15 protein-coding genes are annotated in these 17,388 nt (G+C 68.7%); 8 read left to right on the forward strand and 7 right to left on the reverse strand.

The window, feature by feature from the left end; genetic code table 11:
- Positions 1-176: 176 nt before the first annotated feature.
- The 3 genes from AB0G04_RS36135 (at position 177) to AB0G04_RS36145 (ending at position 3,969) form a co-directional block, all read left to right on the forward strand.
- Positions 177-674 carry a hypothetical protein gene (locus tag AB0G04_RS36135; protein ID WP_360992438.1) on the forward strand — a complete coding sequence of 166 codons (498 nt, stop codon included), beginning with the start codon at positions 177-179 and terminating at the stop codon, positions 672-674.
- A gap of 218 nt (positions 675-892) precedes the next feature.
- Positions 893-2,320, forward strand: coding sequence for a diguanylate cyclase (locus AB0G04_RS36140; RefSeq protein WP_360992441.1), 1,428 nt, complete (start codon positions 893-895; stop codon positions 2,318-2,320).
- A gap of 191 nt (positions 2,321-2,511) precedes the next feature.
- Entirely contained in the window at positions 2,512-3,969 is a 1,458-nt protein-coding gene (locus tag AB0G04_RS36145; protein WP_360992529.1) for a diguanylate cyclase, read from the forward strand.
- 770 nt (positions 3,970-4,739) lie between these two features.
- Here the strand turns inward: AB0G04_RS36145 and AB0G04_RS36150 are convergent.
- The 4 genes from AB0G04_RS36150 to AB0G04_RS36165 form a co-directional block, all read right to left on the reverse strand.
- Positions 4,740-5,507, reverse strand: a complete 768-nt coding sequence (locus tag AB0G04_RS36150; protein WP_360992530.1) for a CAP domain-containing protein — start codon at positions 5,505-5,507, stop codon at positions 4,740-4,742.
- Between the two features lie 437 nt (positions 5,508-5,944).
- Positions 5,945-6,610 (reverse strand): hypothetical protein, encoded by a 666-nt coding sequence (locus AB0G04_RS36155; protein WP_360992444.1) that lies wholly within the window; start codon positions 6,608-6,610, stop codon positions 5,945-5,947.
- Between the two features lie 153 nt (positions 6,611-6,763).
- The gene (locus AB0G04_RS36160) at positions 6,764-8,362 is read right to left on the reverse strand and encodes a hypothetical protein (protein WP_360992447.1); all 1,599 of its coding nucleotides are present in this window, start codon (positions 8,360-8,362) and stop codon (positions 6,764-6,766) included.
- On the reverse strand, positions 8,359-9,273 hold the full coding sequence (locus AB0G04_RS36165; protein WP_360992450.1) for a gala protein: 915 nt from the start codon (positions 9,271-9,273) through the stop codon (positions 8,359-8,361). Before AB0G04_RS36165 ends, AB0G04_RS36160 begins: the two co-directional genes overlap by 4 nt.
- Positions 9,274-9,752: 479 nt before the next feature.
- Here AB0G04_RS36165 and AB0G04_RS36170 point away from each other — a divergent pair, with 479 nt between their 5' ends.
- The 5 genes from AB0G04_RS36170 to AB0G04_RS36190 all read left to right on the forward strand — a co-directional run bounded on the left by AB0G04_RS36170 (position 9,753) and on the right by AB0G04_RS36190 (position 14,182).
- Positions 9,753-9,947: a hypothetical protein gene (locus AB0G04_RS36170; protein ID WP_360992453.1), complete on the forward strand. Its 195-nt coding sequence runs from the start codon at positions 9,753-9,755 to the stop codon at positions 9,945-9,947.
- A 154-nt stretch (positions 9,948-10,101) separates the two neighbouring features.
- Positions 10,102-11,454 carry a ricin-type beta-trefoil lectin domain protein gene (locus AB0G04_RS36175; RefSeq protein WP_360992533.1) on the forward strand — a complete coding sequence of 451 codons (1,353 nt, stop codon included), beginning with the start codon at positions 10,102-10,104 and terminating at the stop codon, positions 11,452-11,454.
- A gap of 349 nt (positions 11,455-11,803) precedes the next feature.
- Positions 11,804-12,034, forward strand: a complete 231-nt coding sequence (locus AB0G04_RS36180) for a hypothetical protein (RefSeq protein ID WP_360992456.1) — start codon at positions 11,804-11,806, stop codon at positions 12,032-12,034.
- Positions 12,018-12,641, forward strand: a complete 624-nt coding sequence (locus tag AB0G04_RS36185) for a sigma-70 family RNA polymerase sigma factor (protein WP_360992458.1) — start codon at positions 12,018-12,020, stop codon at positions 12,639-12,641. The genes AB0G04_RS36180 and AB0G04_RS36185 overlap by 17 nt, the downstream gene beginning before the upstream one ends.
- Entirely contained in the window at positions 12,638-14,182 is a 1,545-nt protein-coding gene (locus tag AB0G04_RS36190) for a M48 family metallopeptidase (protein ID WP_360992461.1), read from the forward strand. Before AB0G04_RS36185 ends, AB0G04_RS36190 begins: the two co-directional genes overlap by 4 nt.
- Positions 14,183-14,552: 370 nt before the next feature.
- On the opposite strand, the gene AB0G04_RS36195 is transcribed toward AB0G04_RS36190, so the two are convergent.
- The 3 genes from AB0G04_RS36195 to AB0G04_RS36205 are packed head-to-tail and all read right to left on the reverse strand — an operon-like array spanning position 14,553 to position 17,066.
- On the reverse strand, positions 14,553-15,149 hold the full coding sequence (locus AB0G04_RS36195) for a hypothetical protein (RefSeq protein WP_360992464.1): 597 nt from the start codon (positions 15,147-15,149) through the stop codon (positions 14,553-14,555).
- Complete coding sequence (locus tag AB0G04_RS36200) at positions 15,146-15,706, reverse strand: hypothetical protein (RefSeq protein ID WP_360992466.1); 561 nt, start codon at positions 15,704-15,706, stop codon at positions 15,146-15,148. Before AB0G04_RS36200 ends, AB0G04_RS36195 begins: the two co-directional genes overlap by 4 nt.
- Positions 15,707-15,710: 4 nt before the next feature.
- Positions 15,711-17,066, reverse strand: coding sequence for a hypothetical protein (locus tag AB0G04_RS36205; RefSeq protein ID WP_360992468.1), 1,356 nt, complete (start codon positions 17,064-17,066; stop codon positions 15,711-15,713).
- Between the last annotated feature and the right edge of the window lie 322 nt (positions 17,067-17,388).

The following is a 17,388-nucleotide window of genomic DNA, read 5'->3' on the forward strand; positions in this document are numbered from 1 at the left end:
GTTGCCGTCCCGGTGCCGAAACCACACCGCCCCGTAGCAGACCGGCGGCAGGTCCGCGGTCGCCACCGCACCGATGAGAGCGATCATCGGGAAGACGGTCGCCATGTCGACCCGTACAGAACGGCACCCACAGCGCCGCCGGGTAGCCGGCCACCGTGATGAGTGGGCCCCGGGCCATGGAGACGGCCGACCAGCGGCCCGCGAGGATGATCCGGGCAAGCAGGACGCCGATCACGAACTCGAACATCCGGGCCGGAAACGCGACCTCCCATCGATCCGCACCGAAGATGCGTTGCGGCGGGCGCTTCTACTGCTCGCTCAGGTTCTGCAGTGGTGACGGGTTCTGGGCGGTGGGTGGGGCGTTCCATTTCTGTTCCGGTGACCCGTCGCAGGGCATGGTGCGCACGGTGCGGGAGTTCGGTGGTGCGCCGGGGTCGGCGATGGTGTGGGGCCGCGATGAAGAAGGCACCGAGACCGGCCAGAACTATGCCGATGACCGCCGCCGCCATCGCCATCGCCATCGCCTCGATCAGCGTGAACCCACCATCGGCGTCGCCATCGTCAGTCCCCGGCGACATCGCCCGGGACCTCCCGACCGCTCCCATACGCCCTCCACGGCCGCATCCTCACCAACGCTGTGCGCATTAACATCGACGGCGCATCTGCCGATCTGATAGCCTCCACGGCGACGGCCCAGGTGACGGTCCTCACCGCCGAGCCGGCCATCCCCCACCAGACGACAGCTGCCCGGAACCTCCTCCGGGCCGCGCCAGATCATCACCAGCGAGTAGCGATCTGCGCGGCTCACGGGCTGTGACTACGGCGCGGCAGACGGCCGACATCGTTACGTCACTCCCTAAAGGTGGAACTGCGCCTGCCGATCAGGGCGGTCATGACTCGCCGGATGCTGATGCTCTATCTCGCCGTGGCCGTGCTCGCTGCAGCGGTGGCAGGTGTGACGTCCGGAACGCCACACGGCGATCTGATCTATTTCGGTGCGTATCTGAGTGTCGTGGTTCTGGTCTGCTGGTCCGCGGCGAAGCGACGCCGCGACGGGGATCGGACGCCGTGGCTCTACCTCGCTCTGGGGCAGGTCGCCTGGCTGGCCGGGGACGCTGTCTATCCGGTCAGCACACTGCTGCAACGCACCTACGACGGGTCAGCATCGGCGGCACTGTGGACCGTCGGCTACCTCGCGTACGGTATGGCACTGTTCGCGATGGCACGGCGCCGCGCGGGCCGGTGGCTCCGGCCGGCCGTGCTCGACATGCTGACCCTGACGGTGGCGTCCTCGATCGTGATCTGGGTCACGTTCGTCTCGCCGTACCTCGCGGAACTGGCTGCTGATCCGCTGGGCGCGTACCTGTACGTGATGGGACCGATGGGTGACATCGGCATCCTGGCCGGGGTCTTGCTGCTGGTGCTGTCACCGGGGCGGCGTACCGGTGCAACGCGGCTGCTGCTGCTGTCGGCCGTGCTGCGCATCATTGCCGACCTGGGTTCGAGCTTCATTCCCTCGCTGGAGCTGGCGACGGCGGTGGGCACCGGTGTGATCCTGCTGAGCAACTCCCTGCTCGTCGCGGCCGCTCTGCATCTCAACAGCAACGAGTTGACCGTCGCGGCCCGCCAGGCCCCTACCCTGCATCCCGCCCGCGTCTGGTTCCTCGGGGTGGGACTGCTGACAGCACCGGCGGTCCTGTTCGCGCGCCACGAGTACGCCGAGTCCGAGCGGCTCCTGCTGTTCGTTGCCACGGTGGCCACCGCCGGGTTCATCCTGGCCCGGTTCGCCACCGCGCTGCGATCCCTGGAACAAGCCGAACGCACGCTCGGCTATCGCAGCCGGCACGATGCGCTGACCGGACTGCTGAACCGGGCCGCGCTCGGCGAGGAACTCGACGCCTGCCCACCCGGTTCCACCGTGCTCTACCTCGACCTGGACGGCTTCAAAGCGGTCAATGACACCGCCGGGCACAGCGCCGGCGACACCATCCTGCAGACGGTCTCCCAGCGGTTGAAAGCCACCGTGCGCGAATGCGACCCGGTTGCCCGGCTCGGCGGTGACGAGTTCGCCGTGGTGCTGACCGGCCTCGGCGCCACCGACGGCATCCGGGTCGCCGATCGCATCCTGCAGGACGTAGCCATGCCGGTCGAACACGAGGGTGCCTGGTACACCGTCGGCGCCAGCATCGGAATCGCCTGCACCACCGACACCGGCGCCCAATGGCGGCCCGACGCCCTCCTACGCGAGGCCGACACCGCCATGTACCAGGCCAAACGCCTCGGGCGCGGCCGGTGGGTCCTCGCCGACGTCCCCGCCTGATTCCTACCGACCGCCGTACCGCAATCGGCCGCACCGTCGGCGCACCGGGTGCGGTGTCGAGGCCCGCCGGGAGTGATTCAGGTGCCAGGTTCAGGTTTGTCACCCCAATGCCGACCGTGGCGGGCATGCAGGCACATGTGGACATCACGGCGCCGAGGCCGGCTGGACCTGCGCTGACCGGTTTGCTGAATATGGCGGCGGGCAGCGCTGGGCAGCGCATCGATCGGGCGTTGGCGGTGCTGGTGGAGCAACTCGGTATGGAGGTCGCCTACGTCAGCGAGTTCCGTGGCGGGGAACGTGTGGTGACACACAGTGTGTCCGTTGCGGGCGGGCCGGTGTTGCCGGTGGGTACGACACATCCGGTCGAGGAGACGTTGTGTCACCTGGTCGCCTCCGGCGGCCTGCCCGTCCTGGTCGGTGACACCGCTGCTGACGCGGTGATGAGCGGGCACCCGCACACCGCCGCATTCGGTGTCGCCGCGCATGCCGGGGTGCCGTTGACGGTTGAGGGACGGGTGCACGGGGCGTTGTGCTGCGCGGCCACGACTCCTGCCCGCACGCTGAACCCGCGGGACGAGGCGACCTTGAACACCGTCGCCGGTTACCTTGCCGGTCTGCTCACCGACGACGTGCGGGCGCCGGGCGAACCGGGACTGCGGCAGCTGGCTGACGCGGTCGCCGCCGGACAGGACCTGCAGACTCTGACCCGGCCGCTGCTGCAGCTGCTCCAGGACATCACCGGCCTGGAATCGACCTTTCTCACCCTGGTCGACACCACGGCCGACGAGCTGGTCGTCGCCTACGCCCACAACAGCGGCAACCTGGTCATCGCGGAGGGCGGCACGTCGAGCTGGCAGGAGTCGCTGTGCCGCCGCGCGCTGGATGAGGGACGCGCCGACGTGACCGACGTTCCGGCAACGTGGCCCAGTGCCGCCGCCGCCCGGCAGTTGGGCATCATTTCCTACGTCAGCGTGCCGGTACGCGACGCCCACGACGAGTTGCTGGGCACGCTGTGCGGGGCCAGCAGCAACCCGGCCCTGGTGGGTGAGCAGAACCTGGCCATCATGGCGACTTTCGCGCAGCTGTTGAGCGCGCAACTGGCCCGTGAAACCGCTCACCACCTGCAAGCCGCCCGGGCTACGGTCATCGAGCAACGCATGAACAGTCTGCGGGAGGCCGCCGAACGTGACTCGCTGACCGCACTGTGCAATCGGGCCGGCATCCACCGTTGGCTGCACAAAGCCCTCGACCAGGTCGCCACCGGCCAGCAGCGGCTTGCCGTGGCGTTCATCGACCTGGACCGGTTCAAGGCCGTCAACGACACCTACGGTCACGCCACCGGCGACGAGGTCCTGCGCCGGCTGGCGGCGTCCCTCGCGCGTACCGGCCGGGCCGGTGACCTGCACGGACGTCTCGGTGGTGACGAGTTCATCGTTGCCGCGCTGCTCCCGGCGGACGCCTGCGTCGACGGCTGGACCAGCCGGGTGCGCGCCGCCGCTGTCGCCGCCGTCGAAGATGTCCACGTCAGCGGCAGCGTCGGCGTCGTCACCCGCGAGCCCGGGACGCCCGCAACCTCGGTCGAGTACGTCCTGGACCAGGCGGACCAGGCGATGTACCAGGACAAGCACGCCACAGCCCGGACGGCCTGACCGGCCGGCCTTTCCCTGGCCCAGCACTCTGTCCTCTGCAGCGAGCCGCTCGGGCCGGTCCAAAGATCGTGCTCAATGGCGGCAGGGCGCTGACCGTAGACAAGACCTCGACGGCAAGGCAGCCGAGCCGGCGGAGAGTTCGGTGTTGTCGTTACTGCGGCGCACCGCGTGAAGGGCGCCTGCCCCGGGCGCCGGGTCAGCGGTTGATCCACCGCTGCGTGGACGCGGGGTCGCGGTCCCGGTGCAGCACCCTGATCACCGGCGTCGTGGGTCCGCACCCTGCCAGACAGCTCTGCGGACCACCATCGTGGTCGCCCTACGCGCCCGTCGGACTCACGGCCGAACTCGCCCTCGCATACCAGTTGAGTCCCGGTGAGCTGGACGTCGTGGAGCTGATCTGCCAGGGGCTGAGCGCCCAGGAACTCCGCTCGGCTGCACATCTCTCTGTTCACACCGCATGCGACCGCGTCAAGAACGCTTTCGCCGGAACCGATGTGACACCGAGGCGAGTTGATGGCCAGGCTGCTCAGCCAGTATTCCCATGCACACGTCGAGAACCTCGGAGAACCGCTCCGATCGAAGGTGCCGCCGCTCCTGAACCGGATATTGCTGGGACCTTCGACCCTGCATTCGCCGAATGGGCCGCGGCAAAGGCGAGCGAGCACAGCCGCCGGGCGGCGATCTCCTCCCGGCAACCGGCTTGCCCCCTGACGCGAAAATGCTGCCCCAGCCGCAGCGAAGCGGCTGGGACAGCTCAGTATTCGTCAGGCTCAATAACCGAAGTTCTGGGTGTAGTACGGGGCACCGCCGGCGGCGTAGACGACGCCGACGCCGACGGCTTTGGACTGGCAGTTCAGGATGTTGGTGCGGTGACCGGAGCTGTTCATCCAGCCGTTGACGACCTCGGCGGCGGTGCGGTAACCCATGGCAATGTTCTCGGCGGACGGCTGGGCGTAGCCGGCGGCCTTGACGCGGGTGACGAATGTGGAGCCGCCGCTGCCGGTGTGAGAAAGCGTGCCGGTCTGGGCCATCCAGGCGCTGTGGCTACGGGCGGCTGCGGTGAGCTGGTCGTTGACCGTCAAGGCAGTGCAGCCGTTATTGGAGCGCTGAACATTGACCAGTCGATTGATCTCGTTCTGCAGGGCCTGCTCGGTGGAACTCGCCGGTACGGAACCGGCCGGAGCAGGAGTGGTCGGTGCGGGAGTAGCCGGGGCCGGAGTGGTCGGTGTGGGCCTGGTCGGCGCGGGCGTAGCGGGAGCCGGCGCAGCAGGGGCGGGCATGGTCGGGGCGGGCATGGTCGGGGCCGGCCTAGCTGGGGCGGGCATAGCTGGGGCGGGCATAGCTGGGGCGGGCATAGCTGGGGCGGGCTGGGCCGGAGCGGGCCAAGCCGGGCCGCGCCAGGACGGGCCGCGCTTGCCAGGTCCGGGCCTCCGGAAGTCGGACTTCCACGAGCCGTACTGCGGCGGGCCGGGGGTCCACGAGGCAGGCTGCGACGGGCCGGACTTCGCCTGGACGGCCCCGGCCGGGCTCGCGATCATCGTGGTAGCGCCGATGGCGGCCACGGGGGCGAGGAGAGCGGTCACGGCGAGACGGCGAAGAAGCTGGCGCAAAGCAGACCCTTTCGAAGTGGGCTACCCGCTGTCTGCGGGCTCACCATCGACTTCGGCAGGACGCCGGGCCGCGATGATCGCAGGACCGGTGCGTGTTCGTCACCCAAGGGTTGCCGGGTGCCACGACCTACTACCTCGCGGCGAGCGCATCACGAATGCACGTGGACCGTTGGCACGGCCTTGATGATGGCGACGACGGCCGCGCACACCACCCTAAGAACGGTCATGTCAAGCGCTGCGAGCACAGCGTTGTCGGGCACGAGACTGCTGGTTGGGTGCAAAGCTTCGAGACGGCGATTGCGGCGGCCACCGCCACGATGGACAAGTCAATGGGCATGTTGAATGTCGCAGCTTGTGCAGTGAGATCAGTGGTCGAGGGGCGCGGCAGCGGCCCGGTAACGACGGATGTACTCCTCGGCTTCCGCGGGCATCGGTTCGTCCTCGTTGGCCGAGTACCAGATCTCGTTTTCCAGCCAGAAGCGGTAGAGGAACGATTCGAAGGACTCGCCGCAGAACTCGATCTCGTCGCCGCCGTCATGGTCCTCGTCCGGGCCGCCGTAGTAGTCGGCGGACGTGACGACCGCATGGTCGGTCGCGGTCACGTACAGATACCAGTACAGGCAGTCCTGCTGGTCGGCGAGGAACCGGATGAGGTGGCCGTCGGCGCCCGGGGCTCTGACCGGCTCCGGGCCGACACTGATGTAACAGCCTGTGCACGAGCGGATCCGGCTCTGCAGGGACGGCATGCGCAAGAAGTCGAGGAAGACCACCGGCAGGGTCAGGCCGAGCCGGTCACAGGCGGCCTCCAGATCGGGAAGCTCGGCGACCGGTGTCGCGCCGATCCCCCACTCCTCAGTGACCGCCTGCTCGGCGAGCCAGGCCAGGTCACCGGTCAGCTCACGCGGGATGGGCGGAAGGACCTCGAAGTCATACCGGCCGTAGGTGCTCGTCTCCGGCCGTGCGGGCACTCCCGCCGACTCCAGGCCGAACGCCCACCAGGCAGGGGGAAACGGCGAATCCTGTGCTTGCATGGAGCCCTCCCGCTCATCGATCGCGGCAGGAGATTACCGCTCGGGTACGACAGAATCCGCCCGCCGGATGGGATCACCGCGAGCGTTCACGCAGGTGTTGCAGCGCCTGCCGCCGGATCCGCGGCCGGTCGGTGAGGGCGGGCGAGCTCCCGGTCATCGCGAGCGTCCGAGGAGATGTTGCAGCGCCCGCTGGTAGTCGTCGTTCAGGTTGCCCCAGGTCCGGAGGATCTTCTTGGCGTAGGCGAACACCGTCTCGCCCTCCCGGTTGCACACCGACACGTCGGCGCCGGCGTCGATCAGCGCGATGATCAGATCGGGCGGGCCCTGTTCGACGACGGTGCGGTGCAGGGCGGTCAGGCCGGCCCGGTCGCGCGCGTTGATGTCGACGCCTTCGGCGAGGAGCCGGGGCAGCAGCAGCCGGTGGTCGAACGACTTGAGCTGGTGGATCACCGTGCCGCCCGCGCTGTCACGCAGGTGCGGGTCGAGACCCGCGTCGAGGAGCTCGTTCAGCAGCCGGGTGCCGCCGTGGACGAGGCGCTGCCACAGGTCGATCCGGTAGGCGCGAAGCTGCCGGGGCAGCCGGCCGGGTGCGCCGTACCAGATGTTCTCGACCTCGAAGCAGCCGGTGACCGTACCGCCGAAGGCTCGCATCGCCCTTTCCCGCTGCCGTTCCTCGGGCGTGTGCGCGAGCGGGTCGAGGCGGCCGAGCCGGACCTCGATCTCGTGCCAGACACCGCCGCAGCGGACCCGGACCAGCTCACCACCGAGGGGGAGATCCGGCTCGGGCGGCGGCGCCGGCGTTCCCGGGAAGAGCACGGCGCGCACCAGTGGGTGCAGGTCGCCCGGGGACAGCCGCCCGCGGCGGATGAGTTCCAGGTCGGCGGTGGAGCGCAGCATGTCGAGGTGCGTGCCGGGCGGCAGCACGTCCCGATCGCGGGATCGCAGCGAGCCACCCACCCAGGAGACCCGCATCGGCTCGGCGTCCACGCGGATCTTCAGATAGGCGTACGACGACCCGTAGACGCCCCAGACCGACCCGCCCAGACGGGCGGCCAGCCACCGGATGTCATGGTCGAGCCGGGTCACGTCGAAGTAGCGCAGGAGCCAGCTGGTGTCGGCGAGCCAGTCACCGACGTCCAGCCCGGCCTCGGCCAGGGCGTCGGTGGTCCGCGGCGCTCGCCACACCCGTTCGGCCCGTGCGGGCAGGTCGTCACCGGTCCCGATGAGGTCCTCGGACAGGGGGTCGCCGGCCGGGGTGAACAGCGGCAGCCGGTCGGCGGAGCCACCGAGCGCCGCGCGCAGCCCCGAGGCGTGCCGGGCGTCCCACAGATACGCCGGAACGGGAACCGCCTGCCCGCCACGCAGTGCGGAAGCGCCGCGGACCGCTTCGAGGGTGAGCCGCTGCGTGCCGGTCATCGAGTCGGGCGTCCGCACGGTGAGCAGCACCGTCCGGGGCCCGACCCGTTCGTCGGGAATCAGCAGGTATCTGTTCCAGCCCACCAGTGTGGTCGATCCGTACCGGGTCCGTGGCAGGTGCCAGCGCAGCAGGTCGGGAGCCAGGTGCGCGGCCCGTTCCGCGGCCTCACCGGCGAGTTCCGGATCGAAGTCGACGTCGAACCGCGCCGCCGCGCACGCCGCCCGCCAGTCACCGCGTTCCCGGGCCGACCCGCACTCGGTGATCATTCGCTGGGGAACCGCGTAGCGGCGGATGCGCCGCCAGTCGGCCAGTGAGACGGTGTCGAAGCTCGTCATCGGTAGACACTCACGATGGCGCCGATGTCCGGGTGCGGTGCGCCGGTCGATCTCGGGGCGAGGCGCCGCATCCGCCGGGGCACACCGCCGGCGATGGCCAGGTGGTCGAGCCCGGCCCCGGCGGTGAGGAGCAGTTTGGCACCACGTCCGGTGATGCCGGTGAACCGCACGTCGAGCCGGCGCAGCGAGTTGCCGGGAAGGGCCGCGGCGAGTGCCGCGACGCCGGTGTCGCCCAGGTGGTTGACCGCGAGGTAGAGCTCGCGGACCCCGCCCTCGCGGACGAGCCGGGTGAGTACCGCGACGGCGTCGGGGCCCAGCCCGTTGCCGCCGAGGAAGAGGCGTTCCAGCCCGCCGGGCCGGGCGGCGAGGGCGTCGGCGAGCGGTTCCAGGCCCGCTGCGGTCAGGCCGGTGTTGACCAGATCGAGGGTACGCAGAGAGCGGTTGGCCACGAGCGCGGCCGCGAGCCGGGCCACACCGTCGTCGCCGATCGGGTTGCGTTTGAGCCAGAGCGCCCGGATGCCGTCGTCGGTGGTGAGCCGGTCGGCGAGGGCGCCCGCGCCGTCGGCGTCGATGCGGTTGCAGCCGAGGTAGACCGTGCTGATCCGGTGCCCGGCCGGCAGTGCCGCGGCCACCGCGCGGGCGCCCCCGGTGCCGAGCCCGTTGGTGCCGAGCAGCAGATGGGTGGCGTGCGGCGAACCGGCCGCGGCTTCGGCGACGCGGGCCGCCTGCACCGGTCCGAGGCCTTGTTTGCACAGGTCGACGCGACCGTCGGGACGCAGCAGGCCGCGGGCGAACTCCTCGATCGCGGTGACCGGCTCGGGTGCGGCGAGGCGGCCGAGGATGCCGTCGAAGTCGCCGGGGTCGGCCAGGCCGCGGTCGGGATCGGTGATGGCGGGGCACCGGATGAGCACGACGACGCCTCCCCCGCGCTGCCTCAAGCCTCAGGTGGCGAGACCGGCCGGATTCGGACCGGCGTCCTCTGTTACCAGCTGCGACCGTACCAAGATGGTCATCCGTTGTCGCGCTTTGGCAATGAGCTGTACAACGCACCAGAGCCATGATCACCGCTTGTCACTGATTGTGGACCCTGAGCCCGAGATTCGGGGGTAAACGGGGGCCGCTGCCACCCCAAGGCGCCCGCGTTGACTATCGACCATCACGCGACCCGTCCCGGGGATGGCGCCTGCGATCTTCTGCTCACTCAGCGGGCCACAACTCCCACCCAGGTCGTCGTACCACTGTGCAACAAATCTTCCCGAACGCTCGCCCGAGGACACTGCTGCGGGAAAGGGGTCCGCCCAGCCCACAGACCGGCTAAACCAGAATCGGCCATGGTGGAACGCCGCTGCCCGGCGCCGCCGGTGACAACACCGTCTGCTTCGTGCCGATCATGAATCTCAGGAAACAGCGCCACACAAACGGCCCTCTGCTCGACCGGATCAGCGACCTGCGCAACACGGTGATCATCGCCGACGCGATGCACTGCCAGCGCGACCACGTCAGCCACCTCACCGAACACGGCTCGCACTGGATCCCGACAAGCCGTGTCCGCCTCACGGGGTGCAAACGCGACAATTCAAACTAACCATTCAGATACTTCCCCACGCTCGGTCTGCGAGTACCGTCCCGTCGCATCGACAGTAGGAAATGTTTACGTAATAATGTTTACAGAAACGCATCTCATGTCGCCCGTCGCAGTAGATCGAACCACTCCGTACGAGAGGACGTTCTCCGTGACAATGAATGCAGGTTTCGCGGACCGAGCGCTGTCACGCAGCCGCCGGCGCCTCATGGTCCTTCTCACCGCGGCCGTTACCGCACTCGCCGGCAGTGCGGTCGTCCAGCAGCAGCCCGCACACGCCGCGTGGAACCTCGTGTGGGCCGACGAGTTCAACGGGTCCGGCGCGCCCAGCAGCGCCAACTGGAACTACAACGTCGGCAACGGCCTCAACCCCGGCCTCAATGCATTCGACGGCTGGGGCAACGGCGAGTGGGAGTGGTACCGCCCCGAGAACTGCACGCAGTCCGGCGGCAACCTCGTGATGCGTGCCAACTGGCTCACGACGCCTATCACGGTCAACGGCCGCAACTTCTACCAGACGTCATGCCGCATGACGACGGACACGAAGCGGTCCTTCCAGTACGGCCGGATCGAGGCGCGCATGGCGCTCCCGACCGCCGCCGGCTCGTGGCCGGCTTTCTGGATGCTCGGTGACTCGTGCGACGAGACGTCCACGAGCGCCTACAACCCGGCGCAGACCTACTACGACCGTTTGCCCACCAACTGGGCAAGTTGTGGTGAGGTCGACATCATGGAACATGCGAACGCGAACGCGACCGTGACGAACAACATCTTCTGGGATCTCCGGACCGGCGTGTTCCCGTGGACAGCGGGTCAGAACGCCAACTACGTCGCGAACCCTGCCGTCAACAACCCCGCGGCCTTCCACGTCTATGCGATCGAGTGGACGGCCGCGCAGATCCGCTGGTACATCGACGGTGTGCAAACGCACGTGATCGACACGACACCGGCGACCTTGGAGGAGTTCCGCAAGCCGTTCCACCTCATCTTCAACCTGGCGCTGGGCGGCACGTACCCCGGACAGAACCCCGTGCAGAGTCAGTTCCCGCTCACCGCATCGATCGACTACGTGCGCTACTACCAGGACGGCGGGGGCACGACGCCGCCTTCCACGGGCGGACCCGCGACGCAGATCAACGGGCCGGGCGGCAAATGCGTGGACGTGGCCGGAAACGACACGGGCGGCAATGGCGCGGCCGTGCAGCTGTGGACGTGCCAGGGCCCTTCTCTTTCGAAGGACCAGCAGTGGAGCTGGGACGGCCCGACCCTGCGGACGTCAGGCCGGTGCCTCGACGTCGCCAGCGCGGGTACGGCCAACGGCACGAAGGTGCAACTCTGGGACTGCAACGGCAGCGGCGCACAGAACTGGGTCCAGGAAGGTAACCGGCTGCGCAACCCGAACTCCACCAAGTGCCTGGACTCCCCGGCAGGCTCGACAGCGGACGGCGCGCGACTACAGATCTGGGACTGCAACGGATCGGCCGCACAGTACTTCGTGAAGGCCGCGTGACGGCCGGCCGAGGGGCACGCTGACGGTCGGGGCGCTCCGGGATACGACCCGCGCCGGGTTTGTCCGGCGCGGGTCGTGCGACGGTGACCGGGCGGGCCCGCCCGTGGCACCTTTCTTTCCTGGCAGCCTGGCGACGACGTAGCGGGGATCGCGTTCGCCTTGGCGCTGTACTTCCTCGAGCCAGACGCTGGAGAACACATCGACTCAGCTCGGCGTGCCGGGCCAGAAACACCATCCGCGGCACAGTCCCGGCGAAAATTTGGCGAAGGGAGTTAGGAAAGCGACCCCTCGGAGGCTCTACCTCTTCGAACGGTGCGACAGCGCCCTTCCGAGAGAAAGCGAGGCCCCGATGGATGCATCGTCCGCATCACCGGTGGAACTGGTGACCACGATTGTCGAGCTGGTGACCGCCGTAGTGACGCTGGCGGGGATAGCAGCGACGTGGCGGCTGGGCCGACGGCATGACGGCATTGTCGACGATGCGACAACGGCCGAACGCGGCGCCGAGAATGTGCACGTAGTCATCATGGATGTCCGGACGGTGGAGCGGGACGGTGCGCGGGATGACGACGGTGCATGAGCATGGGTTCGCTGACTTCGACGACTTTGTCGCTCGTACTCGGCCAGGCATGCTGGCGCGGGCCGTCATGTACTGCGGGCGTCGGGAGGAAGCTGAGGACGCCGTGCAGGAGGCTTACGTGGCTGCCTTCTTGCATTGGGGTGGGCTGCGCGAGCCGCGAGCCTGGGTGGCGCAGACGATGAGGAGGAAGTTCGCCCGGGACGCAGGGCGCTGGTGGTCGCGCTGGCGGCACACCGAGCTGGAGCTTCCGGCGCCGGCCGCCGCGGCGCCCGAGGAGGAGGCAGCCGCCGTTGCGGTGCTGCGCACGGTCGCGCTGCTGCCGCCCCGACAGCGCCAGGTTTTGATCATGGTGTGTTTGGAGGGCCTTTCCTACCGGCAGGTTTCTGATGAGATCGGCATCAGTGTCGGCGCGGTCGGCGCGAACCTCGTGAAGGCCCGTCAGAAGCTGACCGTCTTGCTGGGGCTGACGCCGGAACCCGGTGATCCGGGCGATCCCCTTGTAGCTGCCAGCCCAGCCGGCACTCTCATCGGCGATCCACTGGCCGGCCTGTTGCGGCGTACTGAGTCATGGCTTGTTGCGGGTTTCGCGGAGGAGGCGGAACGATGATCGCTTCCCTGCGGGCCTTGCTCGCCCTGATTATGCTGGCTGGCGTCTACCTGGGTGCCGCATTGATGGTCCTGGCCTGGGTGGTGTTCGCCGTGCTGGCGGTCTGGGTGTTCGGCAGCCGGTCGGCGAGCCAGCAGTTCAACACGACGCCGATCCTGGCCGCCACCGGCACGGCCGTGGCGGTCGGGCTCGTAGTCCGTGAGGTGGTCCGGATGAGCCGCCCGCCCGGCCCGCGCGCGGGTTCGGTGGCTGTCATCCGCAGTCGAGTGCCCGAACTGTGGGGGCTGGTCAGCGACCTGGCTGAGCAGATCGGTATCCGCCCGCCGGACGAGATCCGGCTCACCGGCGACGCCAACGCTGCCGTCACCGACGACGCGTGGCTGCTCGGTCTCGGGCCGGGCCGGCGGCGGTTGTACGTAGGTGTGCCGCTGCTGGTTGCCCTGCGGCCGGAACAGCTGCGAGCGGTTCTCGCGCATGAACTGGGACATGTCGCCCACGGGCACGCCCGCTTCACCGAGCCCGCCCACCGCAGCCACGCCGCACTGGTGGCGAGCCGGGAACGGATCCGCGAGGCGATGGTCGCCAATCTCCTGATCGCGTTCTACAGCGGATTCCTGATGATCGGGGCCCGGCTTGCGGTGGTCGTCACGTACCACCTGGTCCGCCCCGTGCGGCACCGCCAAGAGCTTGAGGCGGACCGGATCGCGGCCCGGGTCGCCGGCTCACGTGAGATCGCCGCTGGCCTGCGGGCGGCAGCAGCGGTCGGAATAGCGTGGTCCTGCTGGGAGACAAGGTCTTTCACCGATTTCGGATCAGCCGTGCGCGATCCGGGGTACGCGCCGACGTGGAAATCTTTGTGCGACGAGGCTTCGAGGCTGCCGGCCGACGGTTTTCACCCGGCGTTGGCCGAGCGATTGCGCAGCCTGGCGGCCCACCCGTGCGACCCACCTTCCGAGACGGCACCAGATCTGCGCGCGACGCTGCCACTGAGCGTACTGAGCCTGCTCGAGGGACCCGCCGCAACAGCAGCGACTCCCCTGCTGGCCGCCGGAGGCCGGCGGAGCGCGGCCGGGGGCGACTGGCCGACTGACGACGACCGGCCGATGGCGGAGGAACAGATGGACGCCAGCGACCACTCAAGAATGGCCGATCACGTAAGGCCCCGGGAGGTAAGGCCGAGAAGGCACGAGCCGGCACCTCGGCGCACGATCACCATCACCCCTTCGCTGGATCCAGAAGTGCGGCGCAGGCACCGAGCCGTAGCGTACATTTCACTGACTGTCCTGTTGGGGTTACTCCTGGTCGGCGGGCTGCGCTGGGCCACCGACGAGGTAGAGAAACCCTGGTATCAGCAGCCGCGGACGCCTTGGACCATCCAGCCCTACCTGCCCTACACCCCGGCGCCGTGGCCGCAATACCCGCTCGAACAGCCGATGCCCACGCTCGACAAGCCGCTGCCTACATTCGACTGGCCGCTACCCACGCTGGATGCGCCGCCTGACCTCCTCCGACCACCTCCGCGTGATATCGGATCTCCCTGAGCGCCGTACTTACCTTGAGTCTTTGGAGCCAGCTGGGGGCGGATCGGCTTGATCAATGTCGGCGAGTTGAGCGCCACTCTCGTGCGAGTCGGCCGTCTGCCAAGAGCGTGATCCGGGGGGGTTGGCGGAGGTCTCGAGGCGTTGGCGGATGAGTGCGGGCATGTCGATCAGCCATCCGGGCCCGCCGTTGATGTTCTTGGCTTGCAATAGGTCGTCGGCCTGGTAGTGGACAGCGGGGCCGGCGCTGGCGAAGAAAGCCTTCGCAAATTCCGAGTAGTAGCGGCATTGGCCGGGTCTGCCTCCTACTCAACCTGACCGCCGGGCTGTCCGGGCAGGAGTTCGGCGAACGGCCCGACCGGCGCGCCCGGCCTCACCCGGCGGGGATGATCCGCATGGTTGGGTGCTGGGCACTGAGCTCGGCGATCAGCCGCACCTTGCCGATGACGGTGGTGGCGTCTCGGTCGACGTTCTCGCCGGCCCAGGCCGCCGAACGCTTGGCGGTCTCCGGCTCGCCGCCGGTCACCACCTTGGCGATGCTGATCGCCAGGGTGCGGCAGAGCTGGGTGCCGAGCGGGTACCGGCAGTCGGCCTGCACCGAGGTGACCTTCGCCTCGGCGTCGGACCAGACCACCACCCGCAGCTTGCCTTGCTCCGGCGCGTCACATGCGGTGTAGTTGTCAGCCGGCAGGTACGGATCCTTCTTGCTCTGCGTCTCGCAAATCCACCGGGCTCGCTGCAGGAAGTCCTTGGTGATGTCACTGACCGTCACCCTGGGGAGGTAGGCGTCCGCGCCGGACGGCACCTGCGCCGGGATGGGCGGCAGCGCGGTCGGCCCGAGCGGGTCGGGCACGGCGAGCCCGGCCGCGGTGTGCCCGCCGACGGTGCCGGCGACGGCGCCCAGCACGGCGCAGAACACGATCACGAGCACCGTCAGCACGCTGCTCGACCGGGGCGACTCGGTGTTCACGCTTTCACCTTCTGCTGGATGTCCAGGCGCAGTGTCCGGCGATTCTTCTCGCCCGGCTTGCTCTCCAGGTCGTACGAATACCCGGCGATCGTCGCGTCGACGTTCTTCTTCGCGGCGACCTGGTTGACGATCCAGGCGTCCACCTCGGCGGCGGCGACGCGGTCGTGGGCGAACGGGATGCCGCCGACCCAGCGCAGCAATGCCATGGCGCCGGCACTGGGCTCGGTGTCCGCGCGCAGGCGCATGGTGGTGGACAGCCGGTTGATGCCGCCTTCCATCCGGCCCACGTCGACGGTGAACAGCGTGTCGCCGATCTCCAGGAAGCAGCCGCGGCTGACCTGCGGGTTATCGCAGGTGAAACCGTGGTTCTGAAGCGCCGCGGTCAGGTCGTCGGCCTTGAGGTTCGGGATGCAGTCGTACGTTGTCCCCGCCGAGCAGGAGCCCATGCCGGTCTCCGCGGCGCGTACCCCACCGCGGACGAAGAACATCGTGATCCCGGCGATCAGCGCCGTGACCACGATGGTGACCGCTGCCAGCAGCAACGTTCTCCGGGTCATCGGGTCACCTTCCGTTCCGGACGAAGCCGGACCACTGGCGGTAGAAGGCGGTGCTGTCCAATCCCAGGACGCTGCGGCAGATGCCACTGAAGACCGGAAGCTCGGCGACAACCAGGTCGGCCACGTCGGTGTGCTGGATCACGGCGGCGTAGAAGTCCACCGCGGCCGCGGTGCCCTTGAGCTTCTCCGCGAAGAGGAACGCCGTCGCGCCGACGGCGTAGTGCTGCCCCATCTTCTTGCCATAGAAGTCCTTGCTGCGGGGCAGCCGGCCGGTGAAGCCCTGGCGGGCGTACCGGAGAACGGCCGCCGCCCGCTTCGGGTTGCCGACCGTCTCGGTCCACCTCGCGAAGCCTTCCACCGCCCATCGGGGCACGTCGCTGGTCTCGTTGCCCAAAGTGAATCCCGCGTTGCGCGCACGTGCGGTGATGCCGTGCGCCAGCTCGTGCCGCATGACGCGCCGCGGATCGTCGTCGAATGCGTCGATCCGCTGCAGGTTCATAACCACCCGGGAACCGGTGAACTGGCCGTCGAACGGGCTTCCGTTGGTCCGCAACCCGGTCGAGAAGGGCGCGATGCCCTCGATCGTGTCCTTGAAGTTCGACGCCTCACCGAAGCCGTACCAGGTCCTGAACGACTCCTCGTCGCGAGTGAAGAACAGCAGGGTGCCCGGGTACCGGGTCCGGTCGCCCCACAGCTTGTCGATCTGTTCGGCCTCCGCGTTCGCGGCCCGGGCATAGGTCGACAGATCCGTCACCGAGGCGTCCGCGGCGAGCCAGATGTCACCCACCTTGATCACCGTCAACGGCGTCGTGTTCCACGGTTCCTCCGCGAACGGGCCCGCGACGTCGAGCGCGGCGTAGTTCTTGCTGGTCTTCGCGACGATGTCGCGGATCAGATACTTCCCGTTCTCCTCGCGCACCGTGTACTGGAACATCTCACCGGGCAGCGCTCCGGTCCCGGCGTCGTCGATGGGGAACTGTTCGATGGCGGCCACCGGGAACAGGAAGAGCCCGTCCTTGACCTTCGGCTCGATGACACTCTCAGGGATCACGTAGTCGAAGGTCTTGAACGTGAACTGCCGCAGATTGCCGAAGAGCATCTTCTGCTGCTTGACCAGGGCAGCCTGTGACTGGTCCAGGTCCAGATCAGCCAGAAACGCCGCCTCGTCCCGGTCCCGCACCGCTCTTGCGCGCCGCTCGAGGATCGCCCGCAGTGCCGCCTTCGGCGCCGCACCGGGCAGCTCGAAGCCCGGCTGCGCATCCTCCTCGTTGATCAGCGGCTTCTTCTCTTCCGAGGAACACCCGGTCAATAGCAGCGCCGCTCCCCCCGCCAGCAGGGACCGTCGTGACAGGTCTGACAACAGCTTCCTCCCTTTCGCCGGGCGGAGATTAGTACAAAATGCCGATGTCCGGCGACCCCGCAGGGCGGCGTCCGGGACAGCGGCGGGGGTCGCCCGCAGATGTCCTGGCGGTATCACCTGACGGAGCTAGGACAACGGCATGGGAGGCACAACTCAGTTCGATCATCGCCGAGCAGGCCGTCGAGCGCACAGACCGGTCCACCGCCACCGACATTCCCGTCTGCATGGGTGCACTGGCAGACCGGCACCGCCCTGCTGCTGCTCACCGGCCGCACCCGCGGCCCGCTCTTCCTCGCCGACCGGCTGCCCATCCGAGCCGTCC

The organism is Actinoplanes sp. NPDC023801, from assembly GCF_040639655.1.
GTDB lineage: Bacteria > Actinomycetota > Actinomycetes > Mycobacteriales > Micromonosporaceae > Actinoplanes.